General features: G+C 54.0%; 27 protein-coding genes. 17 read left to right on the top strand and 10 right to left on the bottom strand.

The features are described from left to right. Nucleotides 1-82 precede the first annotated feature (82 nt). The 6 genes from D7M11_RS01820 (at nt 83) to D7M11_RS01795 (ending at nt 5,042) form a co-directional block, all read left to right on the top strand. The gene (locus D7M11_RS01820; RefSeq protein ID WP_158606382.1) at nt 83-1,381 is read left to right on the top strand and encodes a S8 family peptidase; all 1,299 of its coding nucleotides are present in this window, start codon (nt 83-85) and stop codon (nt 1,379-1,381) included. Between the two features lie 232 nt (nt 1,382-1,613). Beyond that, the gene (locus tag D7M11_RS01815) at nt 1,614-2,612 is read left to right on the top strand and encodes an ABC transporter ATP-binding protein (RefSeq protein WP_120745425.1); all 999 of its coding nucleotides are present in this window, start codon (nt 1,614-1,616) and stop codon (nt 2,610-2,612) included. Further along, complete coding sequence (locus tag D7M11_RS01810; protein WP_120745424.1) at nt 2,609-3,412, top strand: ABC transporter permease; 804 nt, start codon at nt 2,609-2,611, stop codon at nt 3,410-3,412. The genes D7M11_RS01815 and D7M11_RS01810 overlap by 4 nt, the downstream gene beginning before the upstream one ends. Continuing rightward, a complete protein-coding gene (locus D7M11_RS01805) occupies nt 3,396-4,190 on the top strand; it encodes an ABC transporter permease (RefSeq protein WP_120745423.1) in 795 nt (264 codons plus the stop codon). Before D7M11_RS01810 ends, D7M11_RS01805 begins: the two co-directional genes overlap by 17 nt. Before the next feature lie 81 nt (nt 4,191-4,271). After that, complete coding sequence (locus tag D7M11_RS01800; protein WP_120745422.1) at nt 4,272-4,718, top strand: GNAT family N-acetyltransferase; 447 nt, start codon at nt 4,272-4,274, stop codon at nt 4,716-4,718. 78 nt (nt 4,719-4,796) lie between these two features. Continuing rightward, on the top strand, nt 4,797-5,042 hold the full coding sequence (locus D7M11_RS01795; protein WP_120745421.1) for a DUF3892 domain-containing protein: 246 nt from the start codon (nt 4,797-4,799) through the stop codon (nt 5,040-5,042). A gap of 66 nt (nt 5,043-5,108) precedes the next feature. Here the strand turns inward: D7M11_RS01795 and D7M11_RS01790 are convergent, their stop codons facing one another. After that, the gene (locus D7M11_RS01790) at nt 5,109-5,852 is read right to left on the bottom strand and encodes an MBL fold metallo-hydrolase (RefSeq protein WP_120745420.1); all 744 of its coding nucleotides are present in this window, start codon (nt 5,850-5,852) and stop codon (nt 5,109-5,111) included. A gap of 245 nt (nt 5,853-6,097) precedes the next feature. Here D7M11_RS01790 and D7M11_RS01785 point away from each other — a divergent pair, with 245 nt between their 5' ends. Then, nucleotides 6,098-6,286, top strand: coding sequence for a hypothetical protein (locus D7M11_RS01785; protein WP_120745419.1), 189 nt, complete (start codon nt 6,098-6,100; stop codon nt 6,284-6,286). Nucleotides 6,287-6,390: 104 nt separating this feature from the next. Here D7M11_RS01785 and D7M11_RS01780 read toward each other — a convergent pair whose 3' ends face one another. After that, nucleotides 6,391-6,588, bottom strand: a complete 198-nt coding sequence (locus tag D7M11_RS01780; RefSeq protein ID WP_240040919.1) for an aspartyl-phosphate phosphatase Spo0E family protein — start codon at nt 6,586-6,588, stop codon at nt 6,391-6,393. Nucleotides 6,589-6,801: 213 nt separating this feature from the next. On the opposite strand from D7M11_RS01780, the gene D7M11_RS01775 reads away from it, so the two are divergent. After that, nucleotides 6,802-7,416 carry a stalk domain-containing protein gene (locus D7M11_RS01775; RefSeq protein ID WP_120745417.1) on the top strand — a complete coding sequence of 205 codons (615 nt, stop codon included), beginning with the start codon at nt 6,802-6,804 and terminating at the stop codon, nt 7,414-7,416. Between the two features lie 86 nt (nt 7,417-7,502). Next, nucleotides 7,503-7,802 carry a DUF1292 domain-containing protein gene (locus D7M11_RS01770; RefSeq protein ID WP_120745416.1) on the top strand — a complete coding sequence of 100 codons (300 nt, stop codon included), beginning with the start codon at nt 7,503-7,505 and terminating at the stop codon, nt 7,800-7,802. Between the two features lie 91 nt (nt 7,803-7,893). Here the strand turns inward: D7M11_RS01770 and D7M11_RS01765 are convergent, their stop codons facing one another. Then, a complete protein-coding gene (locus D7M11_RS01765) occupies nt 7,894-8,313 on the bottom strand; it encodes a DUF1885 family protein (protein ID WP_120745415.1) in 420 nt (139 codons plus the stop codon). A gap of 203 nt (nt 8,314-8,516) precedes the next feature. On the opposite strand from D7M11_RS01765, the gene D7M11_RS01760 reads away from it, so the two are divergent. Next, complete coding sequence (locus D7M11_RS01760) at nt 8,517-8,804, top strand: DUF3055 domain-containing protein (protein ID WP_120745414.1); 288 nt, start codon at nt 8,517-8,519, stop codon at nt 8,802-8,804. Nucleotides 8,805-8,875: 71 nt separating this feature from the next. On the opposite strand, the gene D7M11_RS01755 is transcribed toward D7M11_RS01760, so the two are convergent. Further along, the gene (locus tag D7M11_RS01755; RefSeq protein WP_120745413.1) at nt 8,876-10,342 is read right to left on the bottom strand and encodes an aminotransferase class I/II-fold pyridoxal phosphate-dependent enzyme; all 1,467 of its coding nucleotides are present in this window, start codon (nt 10,340-10,342) and stop codon (nt 8,876-8,878) included. Nucleotides 10,343-10,623: 281 nt separating this feature from the next. On the opposite strand from D7M11_RS01755, the gene D7M11_RS01750 reads away from it, so the two are divergent. The 3 genes from D7M11_RS01750 (at nt 10,624) to D7M11_RS01740 (ending at nt 15,236) form a co-directional block, all read left to right on the top strand. Then, complete coding sequence (locus D7M11_RS01750) at nt 10,624-11,907, top strand: MFS transporter (RefSeq protein WP_240040918.1); 1,284 nt, start codon at nt 10,624-10,626, stop codon at nt 11,905-11,907. Nucleotides 11,908-11,974: 67 nt separating this feature from the next. Continuing rightward, the gene (locus tag D7M11_RS01745; RefSeq protein WP_120745725.1) at nt 11,975-13,135 is read left to right on the top strand and encodes an MFS transporter; all 1,161 of its coding nucleotides are present in this window, start codon (nt 11,975-11,977) and stop codon (nt 13,133-13,135) included. Between the two features lie 133 nt (nt 13,136-13,268). Continuing rightward, a complete protein-coding gene (locus D7M11_RS01740; RefSeq protein WP_120745412.1) occupies nt 13,269-15,236 on the top strand; it encodes a DUF2334 domain-containing protein in 1,968 nt (655 codons plus the stop codon). Nucleotides 15,237-15,346: 110 nt separating this feature from the next. Here D7M11_RS01740 and D7M11_RS01735 read toward each other — a convergent pair whose 3' ends face one another. Together D7M11_RS01735 and D7M11_RS01730 are read right to left on the bottom strand one after the other, a co-directional pair. Next, complete coding sequence (locus tag D7M11_RS01735; protein ID WP_120745411.1) at nt 15,347-16,291, bottom strand: aldo/keto reductase; 945 nt, start codon at nt 16,289-16,291, stop codon at nt 15,347-15,349. A gap of 26 nt (nt 16,292-16,317) precedes the next feature. Then, a complete protein-coding gene (locus D7M11_RS01730) occupies nt 16,318-17,322 on the bottom strand; it encodes a Gfo/Idh/MocA family protein (RefSeq protein WP_120745410.1) in 1,005 nt (334 codons plus the stop codon). 122 nt (nt 17,323-17,444) lie between these two features. Here D7M11_RS01730 and D7M11_RS01725 point away from each other — a divergent pair, with 122 nt between their 5' ends. Beyond that, complete coding sequence (locus D7M11_RS01725; protein ID WP_120745409.1) at nt 17,445-18,290, top strand: AraC family transcriptional regulator; 846 nt, start codon at nt 17,445-17,447, stop codon at nt 18,288-18,290. A gap of 45 nt (nt 18,291-18,335) precedes the next feature. Here D7M11_RS01725 and D7M11_RS01720 read toward each other — a convergent pair whose 3' ends face one another. The 4 genes from D7M11_RS01720 to D7M11_RS01705 form a co-directional block, all read right to left on the bottom strand. Then, entirely contained in the window at nt 18,336-19,121 is a 786-nt protein-coding gene (locus D7M11_RS01720) for an aldo/keto reductase (protein ID WP_120745724.1), read from the bottom strand. 312 nt (nt 19,122-19,433) lie between these two features. Further along, nucleotides 19,434-20,336: an S-layer homology domain-containing protein gene (locus D7M11_RS01715; RefSeq protein WP_120745408.1), complete on the bottom strand. Its 903-nt coding sequence runs from the start codon at nt 20,334-20,336 to the stop codon at nt 19,434-19,436. Between the two features lie 146 nt (nt 20,337-20,482). Beyond that, complete coding sequence (locus D7M11_RS01710) at nt 20,483-21,088, bottom strand: hypothetical protein (RefSeq protein ID WP_120745407.1); 606 nt, start codon at nt 21,086-21,088, stop codon at nt 20,483-20,485. Nucleotides 21,089-21,187: 99 nt separating this feature from the next. Continuing rightward, entirely contained in the window at nt 21,188-21,811 is a 624-nt protein-coding gene (locus D7M11_RS01705; protein WP_120745406.1) for a DUF1054 domain-containing protein, read from the bottom strand. A 161-nt stretch (nt 21,812-21,972) separates the two neighbouring features. On the opposite strand from D7M11_RS01705, the gene D7M11_RS01700 reads away from it, so the two are divergent. The 3 genes from D7M11_RS01700 to D7M11_RS01690 all read left to right on the top strand — a co-directional run bounded on the left by D7M11_RS01700 (nt 21,973) and on the right by D7M11_RS01690 (nt 24,995). Then, nucleotides 21,973-22,860 (top strand): stalk domain-containing protein, encoded by an 888-nt coding sequence (locus tag D7M11_RS01700; protein ID WP_120745405.1) that lies wholly within the window; start codon nt 21,973-21,975, stop codon nt 22,858-22,860. 346 nt (nt 22,861-23,206) lie between these two features. Next, nucleotides 23,207-23,803 carry a hypothetical protein gene (locus D7M11_RS01695; RefSeq protein ID WP_120745404.1) on the top strand — a complete coding sequence of 199 codons (597 nt, stop codon included), beginning with the start codon at nt 23,207-23,209 and terminating at the stop codon, nt 23,801-23,803. Between the two features lie 190 nt (nt 23,804-23,993). Continuing rightward, nucleotides 23,994-24,995 carry a LacI family DNA-binding transcriptional regulator gene (locus tag D7M11_RS01690; RefSeq protein ID WP_120745403.1) on the top strand — a complete coding sequence of 334 codons (1,002 nt, stop codon included), beginning with the start codon at nt 23,994-23,996 and terminating at the stop codon, nt 24,993-24,995. The last annotated feature ends 211 nt before the right edge of the window (nt 24,996-25,206 follow it).

Here is a 25,206-nt window from a genome sequence, read left to right as displayed (position 1 = left end):
ACCGAGCCGGAGCTAGATGCTCCGGCTTTCTGTTTCGAGGCTTCCAACGTATCGCCTAAACCCAGGTGGTGAAGAACAAGGAATGGCTCATCGATCCGCCGTAAACGAGAAACGCTCCCCTAACCGGCTGAAAATGAGCGCACATCTGCGGCGCGCCGCCTCCAAGGCCGGGAGGGAGCGAGGAGCAAAGCCGGGACGTACATGGTTTCGCGTTGTAATCGAGCTGAAGCGAAAGCCGACCAAAGCGAGGATTCGTGCGATGAGACGCGGCGCGTGTTCGTGTGACGAACATTTCCGCATCCTTCGCCGGATGCCCCATGTCAAGGCGCTGTCGGCACGGCTGTCGCTAGCCGGGCTGCGCAAGCTATGCGGCCATAAGGATGTCGTGAAGGTCCATCTCGACCGTAAGCTGCGGATCAGTCTGAATGTGGCGACCCCGTCCATCGGAGCAGCACGGCTGCAGAGCCGGGGAATTACCGGCAAAGGCGTGACGATTGCGATTATCGATACGGGAGCGTATCCACATCCCGACCTGACGAAGCCGAGGAACCGGATCGTCGCTTTCAAGGACATAATCGGCAAAAGGAAGAAGCCCTACGACGACAACGGTCACGGCACTCATGTTGCCGGAGACGCGGCGGGAAACGGGTACAGTTCGAAAGGCAAGTTCAAAGGCCCGGCCAGCAGGGCCAGGCTCGTGATCGTTAAAGCGTTTGATGCGAGAGGGGATGCCGACAGTTCGGATGTAGTGGCCGCCGTAGACTGGATTCTACGCAACCGGAAAAAGTATAACATTCGTCTCGTGAATATGTCGTTTGGCACAGGCGGCGTGTCGAGATGCGCCGACGATCCGGTATGCCGAGCCGCAGAACGCGCCTGGAAAGCGGGTCTCGTCGTTGTCGCGGCAGCCGGGAATGCAGGGCCAGGGGCGAGAACGATCGAATCGCCGGGCATCAGTCCGCTGCTCATTACGGTAGGGGCGGTGAACGACCGCGGAACCGTCAAGCAAAGCGGGGATACGATCGCATCCTTCTCGGGACGAGGCCCGGTTGCAGGCAATCGGGTCAAACCTGATCTTGTCGCCCCGGGTGTCCGCATCATTTCGCTGCGTGCGCCGGGCTCTTTCCTTGACCGGACCGACCCGTCGGCTCGCGTCGGCAAAAACTATTTCAGGCTGACGGGCACGAGTATGGCTACTCCGATCGTAACCGGCGGCGCGGCACAACTGCTGCAATGTAACCCCCGTCTGGCTCCAGGACGGGTCAAGCGGCTTTTGCTCGCTAATGCATTCCGTCTCCAAGCGGGAGCGAACGCGCAGGGCAGCGGCGAACTGAATATGCGCTTCCTTTTGGCAAAAAAACGGTTGTCAACCGCCAAATAGGCGTGGTAATATGTAACAATATTACTGGAAGGGCTTCTAGGGATCCGTAAGCCGCGACAATAACGCCGCGCTGACGAACCGAGCGAAGCCGAACGCGAAGGCTGTATGCTATACGCGTTACACCGTAGGGATAAAAGACCTGTGGCAAGTTCCGGCTCATGACGAGCGGAATGCCGCAGGTCTTTGTTACTTTACCGGGATAAAGTGAAGTGGCGGGAGGGGAGAGGGCGCAGTGAAGGCGATACGTGTAAAAGGACTCACCAAACGATTTAGCCAGAAAAGGAAAAAGGAAGGGTTTGCCGGCAGCGTGCGTGCGCTGTTCCGTCCGGAATTTACGGAAAAAACGGCGGTTCGCGGGATCGATCTCGAAGTGGAGGCAGGGGAGTTTTTAGCTTTTCTCGGCCCGAACGGCGCCGGCAAGTCGACGACGATCAAAATGCTCACCGGCATTTTGCATCCGTCGGAAGGAGAGGCCGAGGTGCTGGGGTTTTGCCCGTGGAAGGAGCGTAAAAAGCTCGCCTACCGGATCGGCTCGGTGTTCGGCCAGAAGTCGCAGCTCTGGTACCATCTGCCCCCGTCGGACACGTTCGAGCTGATGAGGCGGATCTACGAGCTGGATGAGGCCGACTACCGCAAAAGGAGAGGCGAACTGATCGAGCGATTCGAGCTGGGGCCGTACATCGACGTCCCCGTCCGCAAGCTGTCCCTTGGAGAGCGAATGCGATGCGAGATTGCGGCGGCGCTGCTGCATCGCCCCGGTATTGTATTTCTCGACGAGCCGACGATCGGTCTCGATGTCGTCGTGAAGATGAAAATCCGGGAGCTGCTGCGGGAAATGAATGAGGAGGAGAACATCACGGTGTTTCTCACTTCCCACGATGCCGGAGATATCGAGCAGTTGTGCCGCCGGGCGATCGTGATCAACCACGGGCAGATTATGCTGGACTCGAGTATGGCCGATATGAAGCGGCTTCACTTGACGCGCAAAACGATCGCGCTGCAACTGAAGGAGAGACCGGAGCCGATACACTATCCCGGCGTCGAGCAGCTTGAGGCGGGCGACAACCGGTTGAAGCTGTCGGTTGATACGTCACAAACTTCGATCGAGCAGGTGCTCGCTTTTATCGTATCGCGTTACCGGCTTGACGATGTGACGATCGAGGACCCTCCGATGGAGAAAATTATTACGCATATTTACGATCGCCACAGCGGAGGGAGGGACGGGGGATGACCGCTATCCGGAAGCTTGCGAAATATACGGCGTTTGCCGGGGTGACGGTTCGCAACCAGCTTGCCTACGCGTTAGACTTTTTCATCCGCTCGCTGTTTCTGCTGCTCATCCTGTTCATCTTCTTCCAGCTCTGGTCGGTTACGTATGCGAGTGTGGGGGAGCAGCAGATCGCCGGATATACGTTTCAGCAAATGATCTGGTATTTGGCTGTCGCCGAATCGATCGTCCTGGCCGCACCCAGGCTGAATGCGAAGGTCGAGGCCGAGGTGAAGAACGGCGACATCGCTTATCAGCTTATACGTCCCGCCAGCTATTTGCTCTTGCATTACGGCAGTTATATGGGGGAAGCGGCCATTCGGGTCGTCATCAACCTGCTGCTCGGCTCGGCGATGGCGATAGGCTGGTTCGGCTGGAGCACGCCCGGGATTAACGTTCCGCTGTGCCTGCTCGTTATGATCGGTTCCTTTACAGTCCATTTTCTGCTTGCAATGCTCATTGCGTTGTGCGCCTTCTGGGTCGAAGAGACGCGAGGGCTCGATTTCGTATACAACAAGCTGCTGTTCACGATCGGCGGCATGCTGCTGCCGTTGGAGATGTTCCCGGAATCGCTTCGGGCCGTCAGCCAGTGGCTGCCGTTCCAAGCCGTCGCTTATTTTGCAGCGAAGACGGCGGTAGCGCCGGACTGGGCCGAGACGCTTCGCATGGTCGCCATCCAGTGGAGCTGGGTTATGGTGCTGGCGGTGGCCGTAACGTTAGTTTATAGGAAAGGAGTGCGGAGGCTGAATGTCAACGGCGGTTAAGCTGCTGCGATTTGTACTGACTTGCTGGAAACTGAATTTGGCCGGGGCGATGGAGTACCGGATGAGCTTTTTGCTGACGGCGGGCATGATGATCGTAAATAATGTTGTATGGATTTTTTATTGGGGCGTTTATTTTACGAAGTTTCCGATCGTGAACGGTTGGGAGCTTGTCGACGTGATGATGATGTGGGCGATCGGCGCCGGAGGTTTCGGACTATCCGCCGTTTTGTTCGGCAACAGCTATGCGATGGCGGGATTGATCGCAAACGGCCAGCTGGATTCGTATTTGGTCCAGCCGAAGCCGGTGCTGCTGCATGTGCTGATCAGCCGCATGTCGGTATCGGCAATCGGGGACGTTATTTTCGGTTTGCTGCTGTATGGCATTTTCGGTGATTTTTCTTTGACGGGGTTTTTGAAATTCGCATTCGGGCTAGCGCTCGCTACCGTCATTTTTGTTTTCTTTAATGTCATCGCGCAGACGCTGGCGTTTTACATCGGCAATGCGGAAGGAATCGGGATGCAGGTGTTTAACGGTTTCCTCACATTCGCTACATACCCGACCGATATTTTTAAAGGGACGGCCCGGCTTGTGCTGTTTACGGTCATCCCCGCCGGGTTTATCAGTTATTTGCCGATCGGGCTGCTGCGCGAGGTGAAATGGACGTTTTTGGCCGGGGCGACCGGGATGGCGGCGCTGCTGACGGCCGTGGGCATTTGGCTGTTTTACCGCGGACTGCGCAGGTATTCCTCCGGCAATATGATGTCGATCCGTTCCTGAATGTGCGCGAAGCGAGGCTTAAGGCTATAATAAAGAATACAGCCTGCCGAGAATTTTTTGCCCGAAGGAGACTACATCAGCATGGAACTAATAAAGGTAAACGGCCAAGATCAGCTCGACAAATGTCTTCGCCTGCGTAAAGAAGTATTCGTAGCTGAACAGAACGTGCCGGAAGAGCTGGAGATTGATGAATATGACATACCTGGCGGGGAATGCGCGCATCTGCTGCTTACAGATGAAGGAATCCCGGTTGCAACGGCCCGGGTTAAACATTACGATGCGGAAACGGCCAAAATCCAGCGTGTCGCGGTAGCGCGTGAGCGAAGAGGGCAAGGCTTGGGGAAACGGATTATGGAAGGGGCGGAGCGGCTCGCGGACCGTCTTGGTTATCGGTACGCCATCCTGGACGCGCAGGTGCAGGCGGAGCCGTTTTACGGTCGTTTGGGTTACGTGACGATCTCGGATGAGCCATTCGACGATGCCGGCATTCAACATGTGCGTATGCGCAAGCAGCTGAGTGGCAACTGAGCCGACATATTCCGCTCCGTACTGGGAATAGTAACGAGGTACAGCGATTTCTATCCAATTGAAAAGGAGCTGCATCGTATGAGTTACGAACCCGGAACGGAAAGAGAGTCCTTCGTGGCTGTGCAAAAAAACGGAGACGGAGACATTACCGCCTTCAAAACATCGACCGGACGCGAACTGAACTACGAACAAGCGCTGGCGGAAGTGAAATCGGGAACGATTCAAGGCGTTAACGCGTTCAAAGGCCGAGACGGAGAAACGTATATTCGTGGGGATGCGGACGGCGATCCCAGCAACAATCTCGACCAATTGCCGATCTTTTAGATGGATGCATGGAAAAACCGGGCCTAGGCCCGGTTTTTTGTGCTGATTCCCATTCTACTCGCTCGCTTATATCGGAAATTCATAGGTTTCGTGTTGATGCAGGAAGGTCATGAGGCCGGTATGGCCGATATATTGCTCCATATGGTCGCCATAATGCATCAGCCGAACTTTGCGCTGTACGTCCTCCGGCAGTGTCAGCAGCTCCGCCAGCGTGGCATGAAACAGCCCCTGGCCCTCCAATTGACATTCGTGCAATATATAGTCGCAGCCCCGCTCCAGAGCGGACCCGATCAGATTCGGATCGAATACCGTATCCCCGCTGTAAAACAGCTTGTCGTTCAGAATAATCGCATAACTCGGCATATCCGGAAAATGCCGGGTCGGCCATATTTCGAGCCGCAGGCCGGGAGCGACCTCTTGAGGCTTGCGGGCCGTGAGCGGAATAATATGAAAGAAGTCGTCCAGCTTTTGCGTACCGCCTGCCCCGAACTCCAGGCCGCCGCGCAGCGAATAGTCCCACAGCGGCTGCACGAGGTGTTCTTCTATGAACAAAGTGGGCTTCTTCTTATAATCGAACCTCAGACGCAGCATCAGCTCCTCGAGTCCGCCGATATGGTCTGCATGAAGATGGGTCACCACGACGCCGTCGATCCGGTCAAGCGGCATGTTCATCTGATACATCGACAGGGGACCGGTGATGCCGAAGTCGATCAGCAGCGTATAATCGCCGCTTGTGACAAGCGCGTTATTATTGAAATATTTTTTGGCAAATGCCGACCCGGTGCCGATCATTCGGATCTTGATGCTCAACACAAGCTTCCCCCTTCTGTCCAAATCCCGCAATATAGTTTACTGTATCATTTTTCCACCGGATTTGAAAGAATAGGTCCTGTTTTTTCGACAAATTTTCGCGCTATTGTTGCACGAATCCGCAAAGTTTTCACCGCATAGGGACAAGTGCGGAGTCTTCGCAATCCGCACCCGCATAGGATACAGAGGAGCTTAAGCTCCGGTGAACAAGTGCATTCGGTGTAGAAGCGCGGGAGGTAGAGAGAATGGCAGGCAAAAAAATCAAAAAATTGTCGTCGGGCAAGCCGCAGGCGCACTATAAGCTCGTCACGTCCGACGTGTGCACCGTCTGCAAGAAGCAATGTGCGCGCGGTATCAAGTATATGGCGTTGATGGAAAGGCCAGGCGCGGTCGGAGAGGGCGTCCCCTGCGTGCTTACCCGTTATACGAAATGAGGATCGGGGCGGTCAAGAGAGGTTCCAAGGCAAGCTGCGCGTCTTAATCGGTATAAGCCGGTCGGCGCCAGCGCGGGAAATCGGTCTTGATCGCCTTCCGTACTTTACCGGTTGCGCCGCATCATGTTCACGATTAATTTGTCGAGCTGCTGACTGATTTCGATGACGCGGGGATGACGAAAATTGTACCTGTATTTTTTGGCGGTCCGTTCGAGAAGTCGCTTCATTTGATCAATTTCCGCTGGCAATCCGAAATTTTGGTTCATGCTGTTGTTCGCTTCCTCATTCTCGTTATTTTCCATTCAAGTTTACATGATTCTGGAGATCTTTGTAACTACTATTCAGCGGGCAAAATAAGATTTTTTCTGTTGGAAGGAAACGGATGGAATAAATGGGTAAATATTGTATACGTAGTGGACCAAAAAAGCAAATTTTTCTTGCGATCTTCCGCGCAACTTTTCCATCGTTTCTCGGTATAACTGTTCATAATGAAAAGATTGATGGAGGTTTTCGCAATGAAGGTAAAGCGGCTTGCTCTACTTACAACAACATTGGTTATGCTTGGTGCGGGAATTGTCTATGCAGGCTCGCCATGGGGAGACTATCAAGGCTTTACGAAAGTGAAAGTGCAAATCAATAATGAAGGGGTGTCCACTTCGGATGTCCCGGCGTTTATGATAGACGGCCGCGTCGTGCTTCCGCTGCGTGAAATGACCGATTCACTCGGTACGATCGTCAGATGGGACGATGAGTCGAAAACGGCTTATTTATACAAGCCGAATGTACATATGTTCGTAGCGAAAGATATCGCCAAGGACGATTCCCCGAAGACGCCGTTCGGCAAAGTAAGCAAGGGAAACAAGCTTGATTTCGTCGTTGCCGCTCAAGTCGACAGTTTGACGACGCCGATTCAGTCGTTCCGTATCGATCTCGTATCGCCGGCCGGCAGCGTTATTCGCTCGACCAACGCGGTTGTGCTTCAGGAAAGCAAGGACAGCTTCTGGTACAGCTGGCCGCTTGAGAATGTCACGTTCGACTCGCTCGGCAAATACAAGGTGCAGTTCAAAATCAAGCTGGATGACGCTCACGACTACTCCGTCGTATCGGAAAAGACGATTATATCGGAATAAACCGAGATGACCTTCATTGACCGGTATAGGTGAAAATGGTACGATAGGAACGGTTTTTAATTCAATCGATGAAATGAGGGTCTTGCATGAGCGAGCATCAGCATGGCGACAATTGCGGTTGTGGCGACGAGCACGAGGAAGACGTGTTTATCCTGACCGACGAAGACGGCAACGAGCACGAAATGGTGATCGTATATACGTTCGAAACACAAGGCAAAGCATACGCCGTACTGCTTGATCGGAAAGAACCGGAATCGGACAGCATCATTTTCCGGATCGACGAAGAGGGCGAAGAATCGTTCCTGGTCAACATCGAGGACGATGCCGAGTGGGAGCATGTAACGGCGGTTTATGAGCAGATTGTTGCAAGCGAAGCTCAAGCGTAAATGTACGGCAGCCTCCTTTCCGAAGCGGAATAGGAGGCTGTTTTTTTGCTGTGCCGAATGCGAGGCTCTTTCGTACCTGGCTGCGATGAGCTTATTTGCGAGGATTGAAGTACATCGTTCTTCCGTTAAACAAGCGCAATTCCGCCTTCAGATGTTTGGCCAAATATTTGCACAGCTCGTTGCCCTTCGACTTGTCGCCATGAGTCGCATCGTCAGGCAGCGTAATCTGAATGTACGACTGCTCCTTGTCCTCCGACTGCTTGCTGCCGACTCCGAACAAAATATATTTATAGAGCGGGTTTGTTCCTTTTAAATAAAACCACTTTCCTTGTCCCTCGGGCTTCGTTTCCACCGAATACGGAAATGCGGAAGCGGCATAATCCCATCCGAGCTGCCGGCCCGTCAGGGCGGTTTGCTCCCTGTATCGTCCCAAATGCTCCTTCAATTCGTCAAGCGTCAGGGTGGACGCGGCTGATCCGTCCACAAGATAAATGTAAGCGCTTTGCGCCATCGTTACACCATCCTTGTTGTTCCGTTTTTCCCATGAACATCATAGCATTTCGTCTATATTTTTACAACATCGGCGAGGCTTCTGATAGACGACGAACAGAAAAGAGGAGTGGAATATTTCGGTTGCCGACTCTATGAATTCGTGCTATACTAGCAAAATAATACAAATATTCAGAATAATCAATCTAATAGGAGCGTGATCGCATGTTTGATCGATTGTATGACACGTCGGAGCAAGCGAACGTCCAATTTGTCGGTTTTGCAACCGAGCGGACACGCTACGATTTCGGCATCGTGTACACGACGGCTTTTTTCGGCAAACCGATGGTGATCTGCATGCAGACGAACCGCTCCTGTCTGCTCGATTATGACGATCTCGATCATCTGGCTCATTTGCAGCGTGCGTTCCAGCTTCGGGAGGAAGAAGCGGAGGAAGTGTCCGTATTTTTGAAGCAGCTCATCCCGTACATGCAGTTTGTAGATCAATATTAAGGGCCTTCGCATACAAAAAGGAGATGGTTCCGCTCTAAGCGGTCATCTCCTTTTTTTGCTGGGTGGAAAGCTTAAAAAATAGGCTTCGTCTCCACAATGACTTTCACGTTTTCGATCGTACGGTCTTCGGGACCTTTGACCGGCAAGCCGACCTCGAGATGCTCGACGATGTAGTCGATATTTTCTTGCGAGATGACTTCGCCCGGCAGCAAGATCGGAATGCCCGGCGGATAGACGTAGATGAACTCGGCCATGATGCGGCCAGCCGATTCCTTGAAAGGAACAAGCTCCGTATCGCCGTAGAAGGCGTCCCTGGGCGTAAGCGACAGCTGGGGAATTTCTGGTATTTTGATCACCAGTTCATTCGCCTCGTTGCCGGTATGCTCGGATGCGAGCACGGCTAGCGCCTCGAGCAAAATGTCCACGTTTTCCTGCGTGTCGGCCGGCGTAACCAGGCACAAAATGTTGTACATGTCGCTTAGCTCGATCTCGATGTTGTACCGGTCCCGCAACCAGTTCTCCACATCGTATCCGGTTATGCCGAGATGACGAATGTGCACGGTAACTTTGGTTGGGTCGTAAGCGAAGGTCGCTTCCGTACCGAGAATATCTTCTCCGAAGCAGTACAAGCCCGGTATTTCGTTAATTTTGCTGCGCGCGTATTGGGCCAGCCGAATCGAATGTTCGGCCATTTGCTTCCCGTGAAGCGCCAGCTTTCTGCGTGACGTATCCAGCGAGGCAAGCAGCAGGTACGAGGTGGATGTCGTCGTCAGCATACTGATGATCGTTTGGATGCGCCGCTGGTTGACGCGCGGACCTTGCACGTTCAAGATCGAGCTTTGCGTCATCGACCCACCCAGCTTGTGCACGCTGGTAGCCGCCATATCCGCTCCCGCTTTCATCGCGGAAATCGGCAGCTCGTCGTGGAAATGAATGAGCGCGCCGTGCGCCTCGTCGACGAGAACCGGTATGTCGTAGCTGTGCACCAGCTCTACGATCTCTTTCAGATCGGCGCAGACGCCATAATACGTCGGATTGATGACGAGGACTGCTTTCGCATCCGGGTGCCTGCCGAGCGCTTTCCGGACCGAGCTGGTCGTTACGCCGTGATCGATGCCCAAATTCGTATCCCTGACGGGCGAAAGGAAAATCGGTTTCGCGCCGGAAAAAATAATCGCGGACAAAATCGACTTATGCACATTGCGCGGCACGATAATTTTGTCGCCTTCGCCGACGACGGACATAATCATCGTCATGATCGCTCCGCTAGTGCCTTGCACGGAAAATACCGTATAATCGGCGCCGAACGCATCGGCGGCAAGTTTCTGAGCTTCGAGGATGACGCCGGTCGGCTGGTGCAAATCGTCAAGCGGCGCAATATTGATCAAATCGATCGAGAGCGCGTTGTCTCCGATAAACGAGCGGAATTCGGGATCGGAGCCGGCTCCTTTCTTATGTCCTGGGATATGGAACTGAATCGGGCGTTTGGCCGCATGCTCGGTTAATGCGGTAAAAAGTGGTGTACGGTTGTGATCCATGCGGACATCCCCTTCCTTCCGGGCCATTTTCGAATGGTAATCTTAAACAAGCTTGAGTATATCAAATTGACGGGTACATGCAAGTTAAAATTATATGTCTTTTTAACAATTGCATGATCACATGCAAGTTAAAATTATATGTCATTTAACAATTGCATGCGCAAGGTTAAAATATTTTCAAAGAGAGGAGAAAACCCGGGATTTTCGGGAACACTAACGAGTGGTGGTAGAATACGGGAACCATTAGGTGCATTTTCAAGCTACGGATAGAGGGTGGACGCGTGAATCGGCTGGTGTCGTTCTGGAAGCAACAAAAGGGGCTGTTTACTCCCTTTGTCCTCATGCTGCTGGTTATTATGTTCATTGTTGAATTCGTCAAAGGGGCTATTCTCGTTTCGATCTTGCCGATTTATATGAAGTCGGCGCTCGGCATCTCGACTTTTATTATCGGCTGGACGATGGCGTTTCAATATATCGGGGATAACGTATTCCGTTCCCCGGTCGGCTGGCTGATCGACAAAATCGGATACCGTCCGGTCATGCTGACCGGGGTGCTGCTCACGTTTGTTTCGGTTTTGATTATGGTTACATTTTCCCATTCGGCGTGGTTAATTGTCGCCTGTACGCTACTTGGTATCGGCACATCGCCGTTATGGCCGTGCGTGATTACGGGGGCTACGGAATCGGTTGGGGAAAACGGCAGCGGCACGATGATGTCGGTCATCTATACGGCCTGGTTGTCCGGAGTCGGGCTAGGGCCGGTGGTCATCAATTTTTTTGTCGGCGAAACGTATACGCTCGCCTTTCGTCTGCTTTTGTTGCTTACCGTCCTGTGCGTGATCGTAACGTGTTTTTTGCCGGCGGGGGATAAGCGGGGTGCAGCGAGCGTCAAGACGATGTGGGCGGAATGGAAAGGCAAACGCAGCAAAAGTCGCCAGGCCGGAAGCGTGTGGAGCCGCCAGTTGGACAAAATCCGCCGCTATTTGGATGAAGCGAGAAGCTCGCTGCATGTCAGTTGGGCGTTTTATCCCGCTTTGTTCGCGCAAACGTTTGCCCTCGGCCTGCTGACACCCGTGCTTACCTTGTATGCACGAACCGTGCTCCATCTGTCGCCGACGCAGTACAGCATGTTTCTCGTTGCTGGCGGGGCGATTACGGTGCTGTTTCTCGTGCCGGTAGGCAAGCTCGTGGACCGTTGGGGGACCAAATGGTTCATAAACGCAGGCCTGCTGCTAAGCGCGTTCAGTTTGCTGACATTCCCTTTTATCACGCAAGTATCGGTTATCCTCGTGCTTGTCACTTTGATGGGAATCGGCTACGCGCTGCTTATTCCGTCATGGAATGCGATGATCGCTTCCGTGATTCCGAGCGAAAAGCGGGGAGCGATCTGGGGATTTTTTCTGACTATCGAAGGCTGCGGCAACGTGTTCGGCCCGATCATATCGGGAAAGCTGTGGGATGCGATCGGCCATCGCGCACCTTTTATCGCGAGCGGGGTCGTGCTGATCGTGTTGTTCGTTCTACAATTGTTCATAGCTGTAAGGCGTCAAATTGTGGTAAAATAGCTTGAAGTTATGGCTTGTCGATTGACGCGCCATTTTCCTATTTACATAGAAGTCGGAGGCTTGCATGGTGAAGAAGCAACTTTCAGCGATTATGCTGATCCTTATGACGATTTTTATCGGGTTTGGCATCATCATTCCGGTATTGCCGGAAATTGTCGGTCCTTTTCATCTGAATATGATGCTCATGCTGTATTCGGCCGTTTCGTTTCTCATGTCGCCGTTCTGGGGCTCCCTGTCCGACCGGATCGGGCGCAGGCCGGTTCTGCTGATGGGTTTGTGCGGATTTGCGATCAGCTTCCTGATGCTCGGTCTTGCCGGCGATCAGCTCTGGCTGCTCTATGCATCGCGGATATTGGGCGGGTTGTTCTCCGGAGCTGCTACATCATGCGCGGTCGCTTATGTGGCTGATATTACGACAGAAGAAAACCGGACGAAAGGGATGGGGCTTGTCGGCATGTCGATCGGTCTCGGCTTTATTTTCGGCCCGGCCGTCGGCGGGCTGCTGACCGGATTCGGCATGTCCGTGCCGTTTTTTGTGGCATCGGCACTTTCGTTCGTCACGTTTGCGCTCGCTGCCGCCCGTCTGACCGAATCGCTGCCGCCTTCGAAGCGAGGCGGGGAGCGGAAGCGGGTTTCCCGCTGGACGGCGTTTTCGGGTGCGCTCAAATATTTGTACATGCTATCGTTTTTTGTGACGTTTACGCTCGCAGGGATGGAAGGCACGCTGCAATATTTCGAAGCGATCAAGTTTGGCGCCGGACCGATGGATATCGGCATCATGTTCCTGGTGAGCGGGATCGTCGGAGCGGCCATTCAAGGCGGTGTCGTCAGACGGATGGTCAAGCCGGGCGACGAGCCGAAGGTGATTGCGATCGGGCTGCTGTTATCCGGGACCGGATTTTTCCTTATTTTGCTGTCGTCCAGTCTGCTTACGGCCACTTTGTTTTTGACCGTGTTCTCGGCTGGCAACTCGCTCATCAGGCCGTGCGTGCTGTCGCTCATTACCCAGAAAACGAAGATGGGCCAAGGCGTCGCCACCGGCTTGAACTCGTCAATGGACAGCCTGGGACGTATTGCCGGACCGCTGATGGGGATGGGCGCTTTTCATCTGCATATGAATTTGCCGTTCGCGATCGGCGGAACGCTCTGCTTCGCGGCGATCTCGCTGCTTCTGGCGTTTAAAGCGATCGACCGTCAAGCGACCCGGGCGGGAAGTGCGGCCGGTTAAGCCGATTTTCAAGGTGATAGGGAAGCTCTCCTGGCATGAAACGGGAGAGCTTTTTTTGTTGATGATTTTTGTAAGCGTTTTAGATATAATACTACCATAGTTAGGTCTGCAAGCATCAGGAGGGACTCGCAATTTGAAACGTTTTTGGTCATTGCTGCGATTTCGCGCGCGTATCGTTTGGGCCGTATTAGCCGCTTTTCTTATTTCCGGCGCGATTTATTTCGTCCCTGCCGAGGGTAACGACAATATGCCGAAGCATATTTTGCTTCGGCTCGAAGACGTCGGGCCAGGCGGTCAATACGGCAGCGTAGAGCAGCTCGGCAAGCTGCGGGCCGTTATGCGAATGCTCCAGGAGCGGGATGTTCGCTACCAGATCGCGGTGATTCCCCGCTGGATCAACGTAGCCAAGGACGGCACCCGGTACGACGTCTCGATTGACCAGCTCGATAACGATTATATAAGTTTGTTCGACGGGCTGCTGCATGGCGCGGTCCGGTCCGGAGCGGTGCTCGGCATGCATGGATATACGCATCAGGTTGGCGATACGTTCCGCGAGGACGGCCATCAGGAATCCGGGATCGGCAACGAATTTTATGTGCCGGATGTCAAAGAAACGCTCACGCCGCAGTTCGCCTCGTTACGAGTCGAGCAGGGGGCGGAGACGTTTCGCCGGGCCGGCTTGTTCCCGTACTTCTGGGAAGCGCCGCATTATCATACGCTTCCGGCACAGGATGCGGTATTCCGCAGCTACTTCGGGCTGAACTTTCAAGCCGACGTGCAGCTCAACCGGAATGCGCTGTACCCGCAATACTCTCTGGCACGCAATGAAGGCTTCGGCTCTGCTTCGCTCGGCTCCATCTATGTGCCGACTCCGCTTTCGTACATTCCGTATAACCGCGATGTTGACATCATTACGAATCAGCTTGGCAAATCCGACAAGCTGCCAGCCTTATTTTTTCACCCGTTTCTTGAATTCAAGCATCTGATTGCCGTTACGGATGAGCTGGGAGAGCCCGTCATCGAAGACGGACTGCCGGTATACCGTTATCCTTCCGAGGAAAAAAGCCCGCTGCAAAAGCTGCTGCCCCGGCTCGCCGCCAAAGGGTACCGGTTCATGTCGCTTACCGACTATATCCCGTTTGTACCGGCGCATAGCGTCAAGGTCGGGACCGGCAAAGAACGATCTGTCGAGCTCGGAGATGTAACCGGCAAAGGGCAAACGGACATTGTGATGTGGGACAAAATGAGTAGCGAAATCGTCGTCACCGAAGGACAGTTTCGCGGGCTCCGCAACGAGGCGCAGCTACCGCCGAAAGTATGGTGCAAGCTCAAATTCGGCAAGGGTGACGTATGGACGCTGTTTGACGGCGACTTCGACGGCAAGGCAGACTTATGGATTATGAGAGCGAACGGAACGATGGAGATGTACCGGTCTAACGGCAGCGAATTCGTCCTATCTCGCTCATGGAATACGAACAAGCGCGGATGGGCGAATATGCTGGCGCTGAGAAAAGCCGATAAAGAGTGGATTATAGCCGGAGAATCGTCGGAAGGCAGCGAGCTGGAAAGCTTTGTGCTGAGACGGGGAGAACTCGTCCCGATGGCGTCAAGGCCATGGGACCGCAACTCGCCGGTGCCGCTTACGGTCGGCGACCTGGACGGCGATGGGAATGATTCTCTGTACATCCCGTTTCCTCATTCCTCAAAATGGATCGAACTAGTCCCCGATACGGCTTCGCTAAGCTGGAAGCGCAATGTGCTTCGGCTTACTATCCCTACCGGGGAAGACGGAGTTGTTTACATTGGCGACTTCAACGGGGACGGGAAGCAGGACGTTTGTTTCTGGAATGCGGAGGAGAAGAAGCTTGCCGTGTACCAGCAAACCGGCGCGCTGCAGTTCGAGCTGTTGTCCCGGATGGGGCCGTGGGGTCACGCGGATGGCCGTTTGCTCGTGAGAGACTTGAATGGCGACGGCAAAATGGACATTGCCGAGCTCAGCGGCAAGGAGGCGTACGTGGATATGGCGATGTCGTATCAGTCCAAGCGGCCCGCAGCCGCGGTGCTGCATGAAGAAAAGCTTCTAATCGAAGCAACTCGATGAAGTGCTCGTTAGATAAAAAAGCGCCTAGAGGAACGAAGCGCTTCCCGAATGTTTCGCGCATTGGGAGGGGCTTCGTTTTTTCTCGGCGCTTGTTTGTTGCTGGAGGTTGTTTAGATCGCTTTCAAAGCTGCGGACAAATCCAGCCAGCTGAGTTGTTCCTCGGTTAAACGGATGCGTGTTGCGTCATGGCAGGAATTCAGCTCGGCAACGTTTTTCGGGCCGATCAAAGCGCAAGTCGGGAATGGCTGGTTAAGCACATAAGCCAGCGCGATCTGAATCGTTGATACGCCCATCTCTTTGCCAAGCGACTCGGCACGGCGGTACCGTTCCCAGTTGTCGTCGCTGTAAAAGACGCGAACGAGATCGGCATTGTCGCGTACTTCCGGTGTGAACAGGCCGGTGAAAAATCCGCGCGCCTGCGACGACCATGAGAGCAGCGGGAGCTGTTTCTCCTTGTGCCACGCGCAAGCGTCGCTATCTGCGGATACGCAGCCTGCCCAGAACGGCTCGTTCGGCTTGGCGAGGCTGAGGTTCGGGCTGCTGAACGTAAAGCCGACGAGGCCGTGGGCGGCGGCGTAATCGTTCGCCTCCTGAATGCGGCCGTGCGTCCAGTTCGACACGCCGATCGCATGAATGCGGCCAGCCTCGATATGCTCGTTCAGCGCCTCTATGATCGGTCCTACCGGTACGTTAGGATCGTCTCGATGCAGCGCGTACAGGTCGACGTAGTCGGTCCGCAGCCGCTGCAAACTGATAGCCAGCTCCTCGTCGATCGCCTGCTTGTTCACTCGGGGGCCTTGCGCATTATGGTGCGCGCCTTTCGTAAGCACGAGCACCTCTTTGCGGTTTTTCCGCGATTCCATCCACAGACCGATCGTTTCCTCGCTCTTGCCGCCCCCGTATATGTACGCGGAATCGACGGCATTGCCGCCCAGCGCCATGTAGGCGTCCAAAATGTCCCCGACCGTGTCCAGCAGCTCGGGTTTGTAGTAGTCCGTGCCCATCATCAATTGGGCGCACGGCTTTTTCAAGCCGGCAATATTGATATAGTCCATGTTCGGCTCTCCCTTTTCTTCCGATTTTATGAAATAACGATGCGAGAACGCGTGCGCGCCGATTCGAGACAAGCATCCAGAACGCGCATGCCCAGAGTGGGATCGTCTTCGCCGAACAAGGATGGCGCGCCGTCCAGAACGGTAGCGGCGAAATCGTCCGCTTGCAGCGAATACTGATTGAGCGGATCGATTGTTTCTTCCCGGCGATTGCCCTTGACCGTTACATAAAAGACGGACGGTGCATTCGGAGCGCTTACGAAGGCGGAAGGAAGCTCGATTCTGCCTTCGGTGCCGAGCACCTCGAGCGTATTGCGGCCGGCGGCCCACATGGCGCAGTCGAACGTAAGCGCTACGCCGCCGCCGAATTCGAGCAGCCCCGACGCCATCATGTCGACGCCGCCATGCTCAGGAGAGAAAAACGCATGGACGGTGGCCGCTTCCGGCTCCGCGTCCAGCAGCAAACGTGCGGCGCTGATCGGGTAAACGCCGATATCGTACAGGGCGCCGCCTCCCATCGCCTGATTGTTGCGGAAATTCGTCGTATTCGCCGAATTATTAAACGTAAACGTTCCGTGAATACCACGGATCGTGCCGATTTCGCCGGAGGCGATTATTTCCTTGATGCGTTTGTAACGCGGATGGTGGCGGTACATGAACGCTTCGGCCAGCTTGACGCCGTGTTTCGCGCAAGCCTCGACCATTTCGGCGGCCTCGGCCGCATCCATCGAGAACGGCTTCTCGCACAAAACGTGCTTGCCGGCCTCGGCCGCGCGAATCGTCCATTCCTTATGCATGTTATTCGGCAGCGGAATGTAGACGGCGTCGATATCGCCGTCGGCAAGCAGCGCCTCGTAGCTGCCGTACGCTTTCGGAATGCCGAGCTTCTCGGCCGTTTCCTTTGCTTTCGTCTCGTCGCGGCTTGCGATAGCGGTTACTTCGCCGCGTTCCGATTGGGCGATGCCAGGGATAACGGAGCGGACGGCGATACCGGCGCAGCCGATAATTCCCCACCGCAGTTTGGACTTAGTCATTGGTTTATTCAGCCCCTTGTTAGCAGTTTATTGTCATTATAAATGATAAATAGTAGAATAAATATAATAATATATTGATCGAGATAACACGATTTTGTTATTTTGGCTAAGGGAGTAGGGCCATGAGCCACAACATTATGCTGCTGCCTACGTTTTTGCAGAGACGGTACTTCATCTTTCCCGTATCGGTAGGCAGATTCAGTGACGATCCGAATCACCGGATTTATCGCAGCCAAGGGGCTATTAACGAATTCAACATTCATTTCGTCGTCGCCGGCAAAGGGTATGTGGAGAGTGGCGGCAGCATCCATACGCTGCAGGCGGGCGACGCGTTTTTGTTTTTTCCGCTGGAGGAGCAGCGATACTACACGTCGGAGGACGATCCATGGGATGTACGGTGGGTTCATTTTTACGGAGACAGGCTGAAGGAATTTATGATCGAGCACGGCTTTCACCGCTCTACGATCTGGTCGCTTGGTCAGCTGAGACAAATAACGGAGGCGCACGGGGCATTGTACGAGGAAGCGCTCCAGCATAAAATACTGCACGAAACGAAGCTTTCCGCGCTCACGTATTCGTTCCTCGTCGAGTTTATGGGGCAGGCCATTCCGTTATCCGATGTGAGGAGCGGGGCAGGGGGAACGCGCATTCCCGAGCTGCTGCCGCTCATGCAGGAGAAGGCGCGGGAGCCGTTCGATCTGGCTTATTGGGCGGAGCAGACGGGCGTCAGCTCCTTTTACTTTTGCAAGCTGTTTCGCAAGGTGACCCGGATGACGCCGCTTGCTTTTGTGACGCTGTGCCGGATCCAGTTCGGCAAGCAGCGGCTGCTGGAACAGCCGGACGTACCGGTCAAACAAATCGCGGCTGAGGCAGGTTATTCGAGCGCGAGCTACTTCAACAAAAAGTTTATCGAGCACGAAGGAATGACGCCGAGCGAATTTCGCGAGCTGTATGTGAAGAAAGAATAGGAAATGAAAACAGCCCGATCTCAAAAAAGAGACCGGGCAAAAGAGTTAGAAATTGAAGTTGTCGGGATCGGGTCCGACGCGGCGGTCTTCGTTTAGCCCGTCGATCCGCTGCATATCTTCAGCAGACAGTTCGAAGTCGAAAATCTGCGCATTTTCCTGAATACGCGAAGGCGTGACCGACTTGGGAATCGTCACGACGCCATGCTGCAAATCCCAGCGAAGGATGATTTGCGCCGCCGTTTTGCCGTATTTGCCGGCCAGTTCGGTAATCAGCTCATGGCTAAGCAGCTCCTTGCCCTGCATGAGCGGACTCCAGGCTTCCATCTGGATGCCCTGCTCCTTGCAAAACTTGAGCAAAGGAAGCTGGGCCAGCCGGGGATGGTATTCGACCTGATCGACCATCGGCTTGATCTCCGCTTTCGGCAGCAAATCCTCCAAGTGATGCACATGGAAGTTGCTGACGCCGATCGCCCGTACGCGGCCGTCCTTGTACAGCTTCTCAAGCGCCCGCCATGTATCTTTGTATTTGCCTTTAACCGGCCAATGTATCAAATATAGATCCACATAGTCCATGCCCAGCTTGTTAAGGCTCTGGTCGTAAGCGGCCAGAGTCGAATCGTAGCCTTGATCGGCGTTCCACACTTTGGTCGTGACGAACAACCGGTCGCGGGGGACGCCGCTTTCGCGAATAGCCCGGCCGACGCCTTCCTCGTTGCCGTATACGGCAGCCGTATCGATACTGCGGTAGCCGATCTCCAGAGCGGAGCGAACCGACTTTACCACTTCTTCGCCTTCGGTTACTTTCCATACGCCAAGCCCGAGCCAAGGCATCTGCACACCGTTTGCCAGTGCCCTCGAGGATGTAAGTTCCAGTGTCACAACGTTTACCTCCGTTTATTGGACTTTGGAGCTTAGCGGAATCATTTATCTGCTTGCTGACGACCGGAGCATGAGTGAACGCACTTGTCAGCTAGGGCAGCAGCTTCCATAATAAGCTCCTTATTTGGTTTGGTACAGTAACTTCTCCACCTTACACTAATGAACAGGCCCATGCAAATGAGGGAAGGTACCTCATGAAGTAGGGCTGCAGCAGACAGAAAAAGGACGACCGGCTGCGCCTGTGTAACGGCTTCGGCTGCGTTGCTAGGGCAAGCGGCTAAGAACGGCCGCGGCTTCCGCCCGGCTCATCGGCTGATCGGGACGAAACGTTCCGTCCTCGTACCCGTCGAACAGGCGGGCTTGTACGGAAGCTCGTATAGCGCCATACGCCCAATGATCCGCCGGAACGTCGCGGAACAATTGCGCAGGAGCGGAATCGTCCGTATCGAGAGCTTTGCTGCGTGACAGAATCGCTGCTATTTCCGCGCGGCTGATTGGCTGGTCCGGTCTGAACGTGGAATCGGGATAACCGTCCACAATGCCGTAATCGATGGCGGTTACGATTTGCGTCTTATACTTACTCTTGCCGATATCGGTCCAAGCGGAGCCGGCATCGCCGGACAGAAACAGCTGCTTCGTTTTGACCAAATAAGCTACGAATTCGGCGCGGGTAATGCGCTGCTCCGGCTTGAATAGCAGCTTGCCGCCTGCGGTATAACCGTCTATGGCCTGTTTGCGCCACAACGTGCGGATCGTCTGTTCGGCCCAATGGCCTCCGATGTCGGCGAACTCGGTGGGAATGCCGTTTAACCCCAGCACATAGTTAACGATGGCTTCGTATTCTTCTTCCCGCAGCGTTCCGGGGTCGTTTTCCGGCATATTGGTACTAATGAAGGCGTACGCTTTGTCGTACGCACCGTATTTTTTCTTGAACTTATCCGAAACGAGTGCCGGATAACGTCCCGAACCGGCTCCTTCGGCGGCGTGGCAGGAGAGACAATTTTGCTTGTACAGCTCTTCTCCGGCAGCGGTGCTCATTGGCTCTGGAGCGGAGAATGCGGAAGTAGCTTGCTCGCGGAAGCACAATGCCGCAATGGCCAAAAAGGCGAAGGTCGTGATGCCAGCCAGCGCCAGCCGATTGCGGGTATAACGTTTGCTATTCGTCATAGCGGGATGCTCCTTTCTTTGGCGGAGGGGCGATCAGACTCCCGGTCATTTTAGCATCCAAATATGACATTCTTATGACGGCGCCGCTCCCGCAGGCGCGCAAAAGCCCGGTCATCGATTGATGACCGGGCTTTTCGCTGTAATGGTTACAACTCTTCGGTGTCGTCTGCCGCCGTTTGTTTGGCATCCTTTTTCTTATGCTCTTCTCTATGCTTGCCCCAGTCTTTCCAATCTTTCTTCGTTACAAGCATCTTGAGATGCTCGGGCAGCTTCGCTCTGATCAGATCGGCTTTTTCCTGCGTAATTTTGCCCGCTTTGACCGCTTCCTCGACCTTTTGCATGCGCAGTGCCATCATCTTCTCAACGAGGGCCGCTTCGTCGATCCCTTTCGCTTTGGCAAGCTCGGCCAAGCTTTTTCCGCCTTCGAGCTGTTTCTTCAGCTCATCCGGCTGCATGCCGATGACGGCGGCGGCGTCCTCGAACAGGAAAAAGCGCTTGTGCCCGTGCTTCGACTCGTGGGTGCCTTCCTTTTCAGGACCCTCCTTGCCCGGAGCTTCCTTACCCGGAGCTTCTTTTTCCGGAGCGGCTTTTTCCGGTCCTTTTTTCTCCGGCGCTTCCTTCCTCATCTCCGGAGCCGACTGAAGTCCGTACGCATGAAGAGGCTGTCCCGATGCGGAAAATGCGATAGTCCCCGACAGGCCGAGGACGAATGTACCGATAGCTAGCCGTTTGAGCGCGTTTCGGGTGTTCATGGAACTTCACCTTTCCTTTCGTCTGAATTCCCGGTTAGTTTGTACCAAACTTTGGAGAATCATACGAAATTTATCCGGCAGGCGAGCCCTTAGTTCGCTTTAGAAGGCGATTCGGTATAGCGGCATAACTTGTTCGAACGTTTGCTTGATCGTTTCTGCGAAACGATCGGGGGACGCGAGCAGCGGATCTCCGCGTTCGATGCGAATGCCGCACAGCGCCTCCGTCTTTTTGACCTGCTGCAGCTTGTCGATCATAAGCGCAAAGTCGTTTTTCGACATATCGCCATGCCGCATCGTATCCGGCTGCATATGGTCCGTGGACCAGCGATAGTCGGCGGGAATTTGTTTGCGAATGGAGGTAAGCTTCTTCTCGAGATGGCGGGCGAACGTCTCCTTATTGCCGCTCTCGTAAATTACGGCAAATTGCACGAATAGGTGGGTAGACCATAGCCCGACCTGAAAATGGGGATGAGCCTTGTAGCCTTTTTTATTGTTCGCCCATGCTACCCATGTATCCGCCGGCGGGTTAATCGTTCGGCGGGCGTGCTTCGCGACGTGAGGAAACATCGGCTCCCCGCACTGGGCGGAAAGGAACGGTGCCAGCTCGTCGCCGAGCAACGTCAGCTTCGGCCGGACCCGCTCGATCAGCGCTTGCATGCGCGGCACCAAACCGGGGATCGTGAATACGTCGAAATCGGATGATTCGAATGCAGGAAATGTCATAAAGCCCTCCTATGTAACGACTGACGGTAACCTATCAATTTTACACTACAACAAAGTCGAAGCGGGAGCAAACTGTAAGCTTATTCTAGTCGAGCTTTGTCGGCTGATGTATAATAATGGGTGAATCCCGCACAGATGAAGGATTGGGAGAGGAGAGCCTGATGAATAAAGGTCGCTTGAAAAAAACGTTGCTTTTGACGGCAACAATGGGGGTCGTATTCACGAGCGGCGTATACGCCAAAGACACTTTGCAAAAGGTGGAAGCTTATTTGCGGCCCGACTTCAAGGTCGAGGTTAACGGAAAAATCGTCAAGGAAACGCCGCTCATCTATGACGGCAGCAGTTATTTGCCGTTCAAAACGATAGGGGAGCTGCTTGGAGCGGTAGTCAGCTGGGACGAGAGCAAAATGACGATCAAGCTGGCGATGCCGGTTCAGCCGCAGCCTGGCAAGGGGACAAGCGCCGGCGAAGACGGGGAGAAGGAAGCGGACGGCGAAACGGGAAGCGGCTCCGAGACGGTGAAGAAGCCGATCGTGCCGCCCGATGTCAAGGTGGAAGAATCGTTTACTTTGGACACGCCGATCGCCTACAATTTTGTATACAAGGGTGTCAATTACCCGACGCTGGTCAATTTGTACAAGGACGACACGTATTTGCGCTGGAAGGATATCAGCAATATCCCGATCGACGTCGGCAATCCGAAGCTGACGAAGGAGAAGCTGACCGGGGAGATGTACGTGCATCTCGACCTGGTGAAGCCTTACTGGGGCGATGAGGTGAAGGGAGACAAGCGGAAGTACGCGATCGTCGAGCAGGGCGAAGTGAGCGAGGCGAAGCTGCAAGCACTGAACGACTATTTCGGCGTATACGAATCCGGCTATACGATCAAGCCGCTCGAGAACGAGAACGAATATTCGGTACTGGCGAGAGGCAGCGATAAATGGTTTGTGCAATATAACATCCGTTTTTGGCAGTCGTATGACGGCAAATGGAACGTTTCCAGCACCGGTTGGAAAACGTACCCGAAGGAATCGACAAAAACGCCTTGATCGGTTGCCAAACGGTATACATACATAAGCGGCAGTTAGGGGGAGCTCCACAGCGGGCTTCCTTTTTGTGTCCCGTGTCGGACGCTTCCCGCTTTTTTTGCGTTCCACTTAAAAAATAATCAATAATCCAAGTTGCTAAAACATATGATCCATAATAAGATAGTTGTAAGCAAATAAGTTGTCTGAACATTCTGTCAAAGCCCCTGCATTCGCCTGGACGCGAGAGAACATCATGGCAAGCGAGTTTTGCGGCCATATCCGACGGATCGGCTCTCGGAGCAGACGACGCAAGAGATTTTTGATGATGCGACAATGGATGCTTACTGGTTTCAAGGAGGGGATTGCCGTGAACAAAAGCTATGAAGTGGAGTACTGCAACCTGGAGTTGCGTTTTGACCGCCGGCAAATCCGCAACTTCATTAAATCGCTCATTCAGGAAGGATACTCCTTGTATTGGAACGAAAACGAGCAGCAGTTCGTCATTTCGATCCGCACCGGCCGTAAGCTGATCAAACTGAAATTTCAACGAATCGGAGACCGCTACAAAATTATCGGAGACTATTCGTTTAAGGACGAGAAGCTGTCTGAGCTGATGGAGAAGATGATCGGTGATACACGCGGCCATGCGATCGTCAAACGTTTTCGGGAGCGCCAGATCGTTATCGAAAACATTATGTTCGGCGAAATCATCCGCATGGTGGAGATATCGGGGGTCGAGCATAAGGTGTTATTCCAAAAAGAGCCTGTCGTTACGATCGACGAGATGATTCAAGCGTTCAAGTCCAAACGTGCGGAAGAAAGAATCGCCGTCCTCCGGCTCGAGCTGGATTACGAGCTGGCCACGCTCCACGACGCCATCGCAGCCGGGGACGAGGAGAAGATCGTCAAATCCAAAGAACGGTTAAAGGATATGCGCAGCGAGATGCTGCAGCTGGAAATGTAAAATGGGGCATAGCGTAATTCCGTGACAGCCGTCTCCGGTACCTGTAAAGGTCCGCATGGAGACGGTTGTTCTTGTTTACGGGGCTTTGCCGGGGTTATTTTATGCGGGAAAAAGCCGGCGAAACCGCTGTTTTTCTTTCTTGTTAACGTGTGCATAGTGTGCTATGATCAAAACGACAAGAGGTGGTAGGATGAACGTTACGATCAAGGATATCGCCAGAATGGCAGGCGTGTCGCATACGACCGTATCGCGTGCGCTGAACGACAGCCCGCTTATTCACGAAGAGACGAAGCGCAAAATAAGAGCGATCGCGGAGCGGCTCGATTATACGCCGAACTACAGTGCGAAAAGTCTGGTTTTGGCGCGTTCTTATCATATCGGGCTGTTTTTCTCGACGCTGTCGATGGGGACATCCTCGAACTTCTTCCATGAGGCGGTTAAAGGGGTTCACAGTGCCGTCAGCTCGAAATACCATCTAATCGTCAACGCGATCGACGACTACGACGGCAACTTTACTCCCGTCACGCGCAAAACGTTCGACGGCGTGCTCGTGATGAGCCAGAGCGACGGCGACGAAGCGTTCATCCGGTACGTGGCTGACAAGAATATTCCGCTTGTCGTGCTCAATCGCAATGCCGAACGGCTCTCTCCGGTCAGTGTGCTGGCCGACGATAAAGCCGGCGTGTTTCGAGTAGTGGAGCATATGATTTTGCAAGGGCATCGCCGAATTGCGATCATTGAGGGCAAGCAGTCGTTCAAATCGTCAACGGCGCGGAAGGACGGCTATTTGCAGGCGCTGGAGCGGTACGGCATCGAAACCGACAAGTCGCTTCACGTTGTCGGGGGTTATACGCTCGAAGGCGGGTATAGGGCGATGAAGGATCTGCTGTCCGTCCAACCGCTGCCGACCGGCGTGTTTTGCTCGAGCGACGAGATGGCTGTCGGGGCGATGAAGGCGATCGCCGAAAAAGGCTTATCCGTTCCGGATCATATATCGGTAGCGGGATTTGACGACGATGTGTTCTCGGCGTTTTTGTCGCCTGCGCTGACGACGGTCAAACGGCCGGTGGAAACGATCAGCCGCATCGGAGCCGAGAAGCTGCTCGCGGATATCGAACGCGGCGCTCCGACGAAGGAGACGGTGTATGTGGATACGGAGCTGCTGGTGCGCGAGTCGGTGAAGAGGATTTGACGGAGCTTAAGTGGAGTGGCGAAAAACAGGAAAGCGGCAATAAGAGATGGTGCGAGGAGGACGGAGTGAAAGATGTGAGCTCCACCCCTCTTGAAATCGTATCCTTTCATGGATAGTAGTCGGGTAGGATACAATTTCAAAGGTGGCCGCAAGCTTTCCGCTTCACCTCTTTCCCCCCTCGGCATTTCAAGTATCTCTTATTGGCTTTCCC

The sequence above is a fragment of the Paenibacillus ginsengarvi genome (assembly GCF_003626695.1).
GTDB lineage: Bacteria > Bacillota > Bacilli > Paenibacillales > NBRC-103111 > Paenibacillus_AB > Paenibacillus_AB ginsengarvi.
Note: the sequence above shows the minus strand (reverse complement) of the source record. Positions and strands in the feature narration are given on the sequence as shown.

Excerpts from the sequence above, each read along its gene's own strand:
- D7M11_RS01820 (WP_158606382.1), top strand. The coding sequence starts at position 83 with ATGGCTCATCGATCCGCCGTAAACGAGAAACGCTCCCCTAACCGGCTG.
- D7M11_RS01810 (WP_120745424.1), top strand. The coding sequence starts at position 2,609 with ATGACCGCTATCCGGAAGCTTGCGAAATATACGGCGTTTGCCGGGGTG.
- D7M11_RS01805 (WP_120745423.1), top strand. The coding sequence starts at position 3,396 with ATGTCAACGGCGGTTAAGCTGCTGCGATTTGTACTGACTTGCTGGAAA.
- D7M11_RS01800 (WP_120745422.1), top strand. The coding sequence starts at position 4,272 with ATGGAACTAATAAAGGTAAACGGCCAAGATCAGCTCGACAAATGTCTT.
- D7M11_RS01795 (WP_120745421.1), top strand. The coding sequence starts at position 4,797 with ATGAGTTACGAACCCGGAACGGAAAGAGAGTCCTTCGTGGCTGTGCAA.
- D7M11_RS01785 (WP_120745419.1), top strand. The coding sequence starts at position 6,098 with ATGGCAGGCAAAAAAATCAAAAAATTGTCGTCGGGCAAGCCGCAGGCG.
- D7M11_RS01780 (WP_240040919.1), bottom strand. The coding sequence starts at position 6,588 with ATGGAAAATAACGAGAATGAGGAAGCGAACAACAGCATGAACCAAAAT.
- D7M11_RS01775 (WP_120745417.1), top strand. The coding sequence starts at position 6,802 with ATGAAGGTAAAGCGGCTTGCTCTACTTACAACAACATTGGTTATGCTT.
- D7M11_RS01770 (WP_120745416.1), top strand. The coding sequence starts at position 7,503 with ATGAGCGAGCATCAGCATGGCGACAATTGCGGTTGTGGCGACGAGCAC.
- D7M11_RS01765 (WP_120745415.1), bottom strand. The coding sequence starts at position 8,313 with ATGGCGCAAAGCGCTTACATTTATCTTGTGGACGGATCAGCCGCGTCC.
- D7M11_RS01760 (WP_120745414.1), top strand. The coding sequence starts at position 8,517 with ATGTTTGATCGATTGTATGACACGTCGGAGCAAGCGAACGTCCAATTT.
- D7M11_RS01755 (WP_120745413.1), bottom strand. The coding sequence starts at position 10,342 with ATGGATCACAACCGTACACCACTTTTTACCGCATTAACCGAGCATGCG.
- D7M11_RS01735 (WP_120745411.1), bottom strand. The coding sequence starts at position 16,291 with ATGGACTATATCAATATTGCCGGCTTGAAAAAGCCGTGCGCCCAATTG.
- D7M11_RS01730 (WP_120745410.1), bottom strand. The coding sequence starts at position 17,322 with ATGACTAAGTCCAAACTGCGGTGGGGAATTATCGGCTGCGCCGGTATC.
- D7M11_RS01725 (WP_120745409.1), top strand. The coding sequence starts at position 17,445 with ATGAGCCACAACATTATGCTGCTGCCTACGTTTTTGCAGAGACGGTAC.
- D7M11_RS01720 (WP_120745724.1), bottom strand. The coding sequence starts at position 19,121 with ATGCCTTGGCTCGGGCTTGGCGTATGGAAAGTAACCGAAGGCGAAGAA.
- D7M11_RS01715 (WP_120745408.1), bottom strand. The coding sequence starts at position 20,336 with ATGACGAATAGCAAACGTTATACCCGCAATCGGCTGGCGCTGGCTGGC.
- D7M11_RS01710 (WP_120745407.1), bottom strand. The coding sequence starts at position 21,088 with ATGAACACCCGAAACGCGCTCAAACGGCTAGCTATCGGTACATTCGTC.
- D7M11_RS01705 (WP_120745406.1), bottom strand. The coding sequence starts at position 21,811 with ATGACATTTCCTGCATTCGAATCATCCGATTTCGACGTATTCACGATC.
- D7M11_RS01700 (WP_120745405.1), top strand. The coding sequence starts at position 21,973 with ATGAATAAAGGTCGCTTGAAAAAAACGTTGCTTTTGACGGCAACAATG.
- D7M11_RS01690 (WP_120745403.1), top strand. The coding sequence starts at position 23,994 with ATGAACGTTACGATCAAGGATATCGCCAGAATGGCAGGCGTGTCGCAT.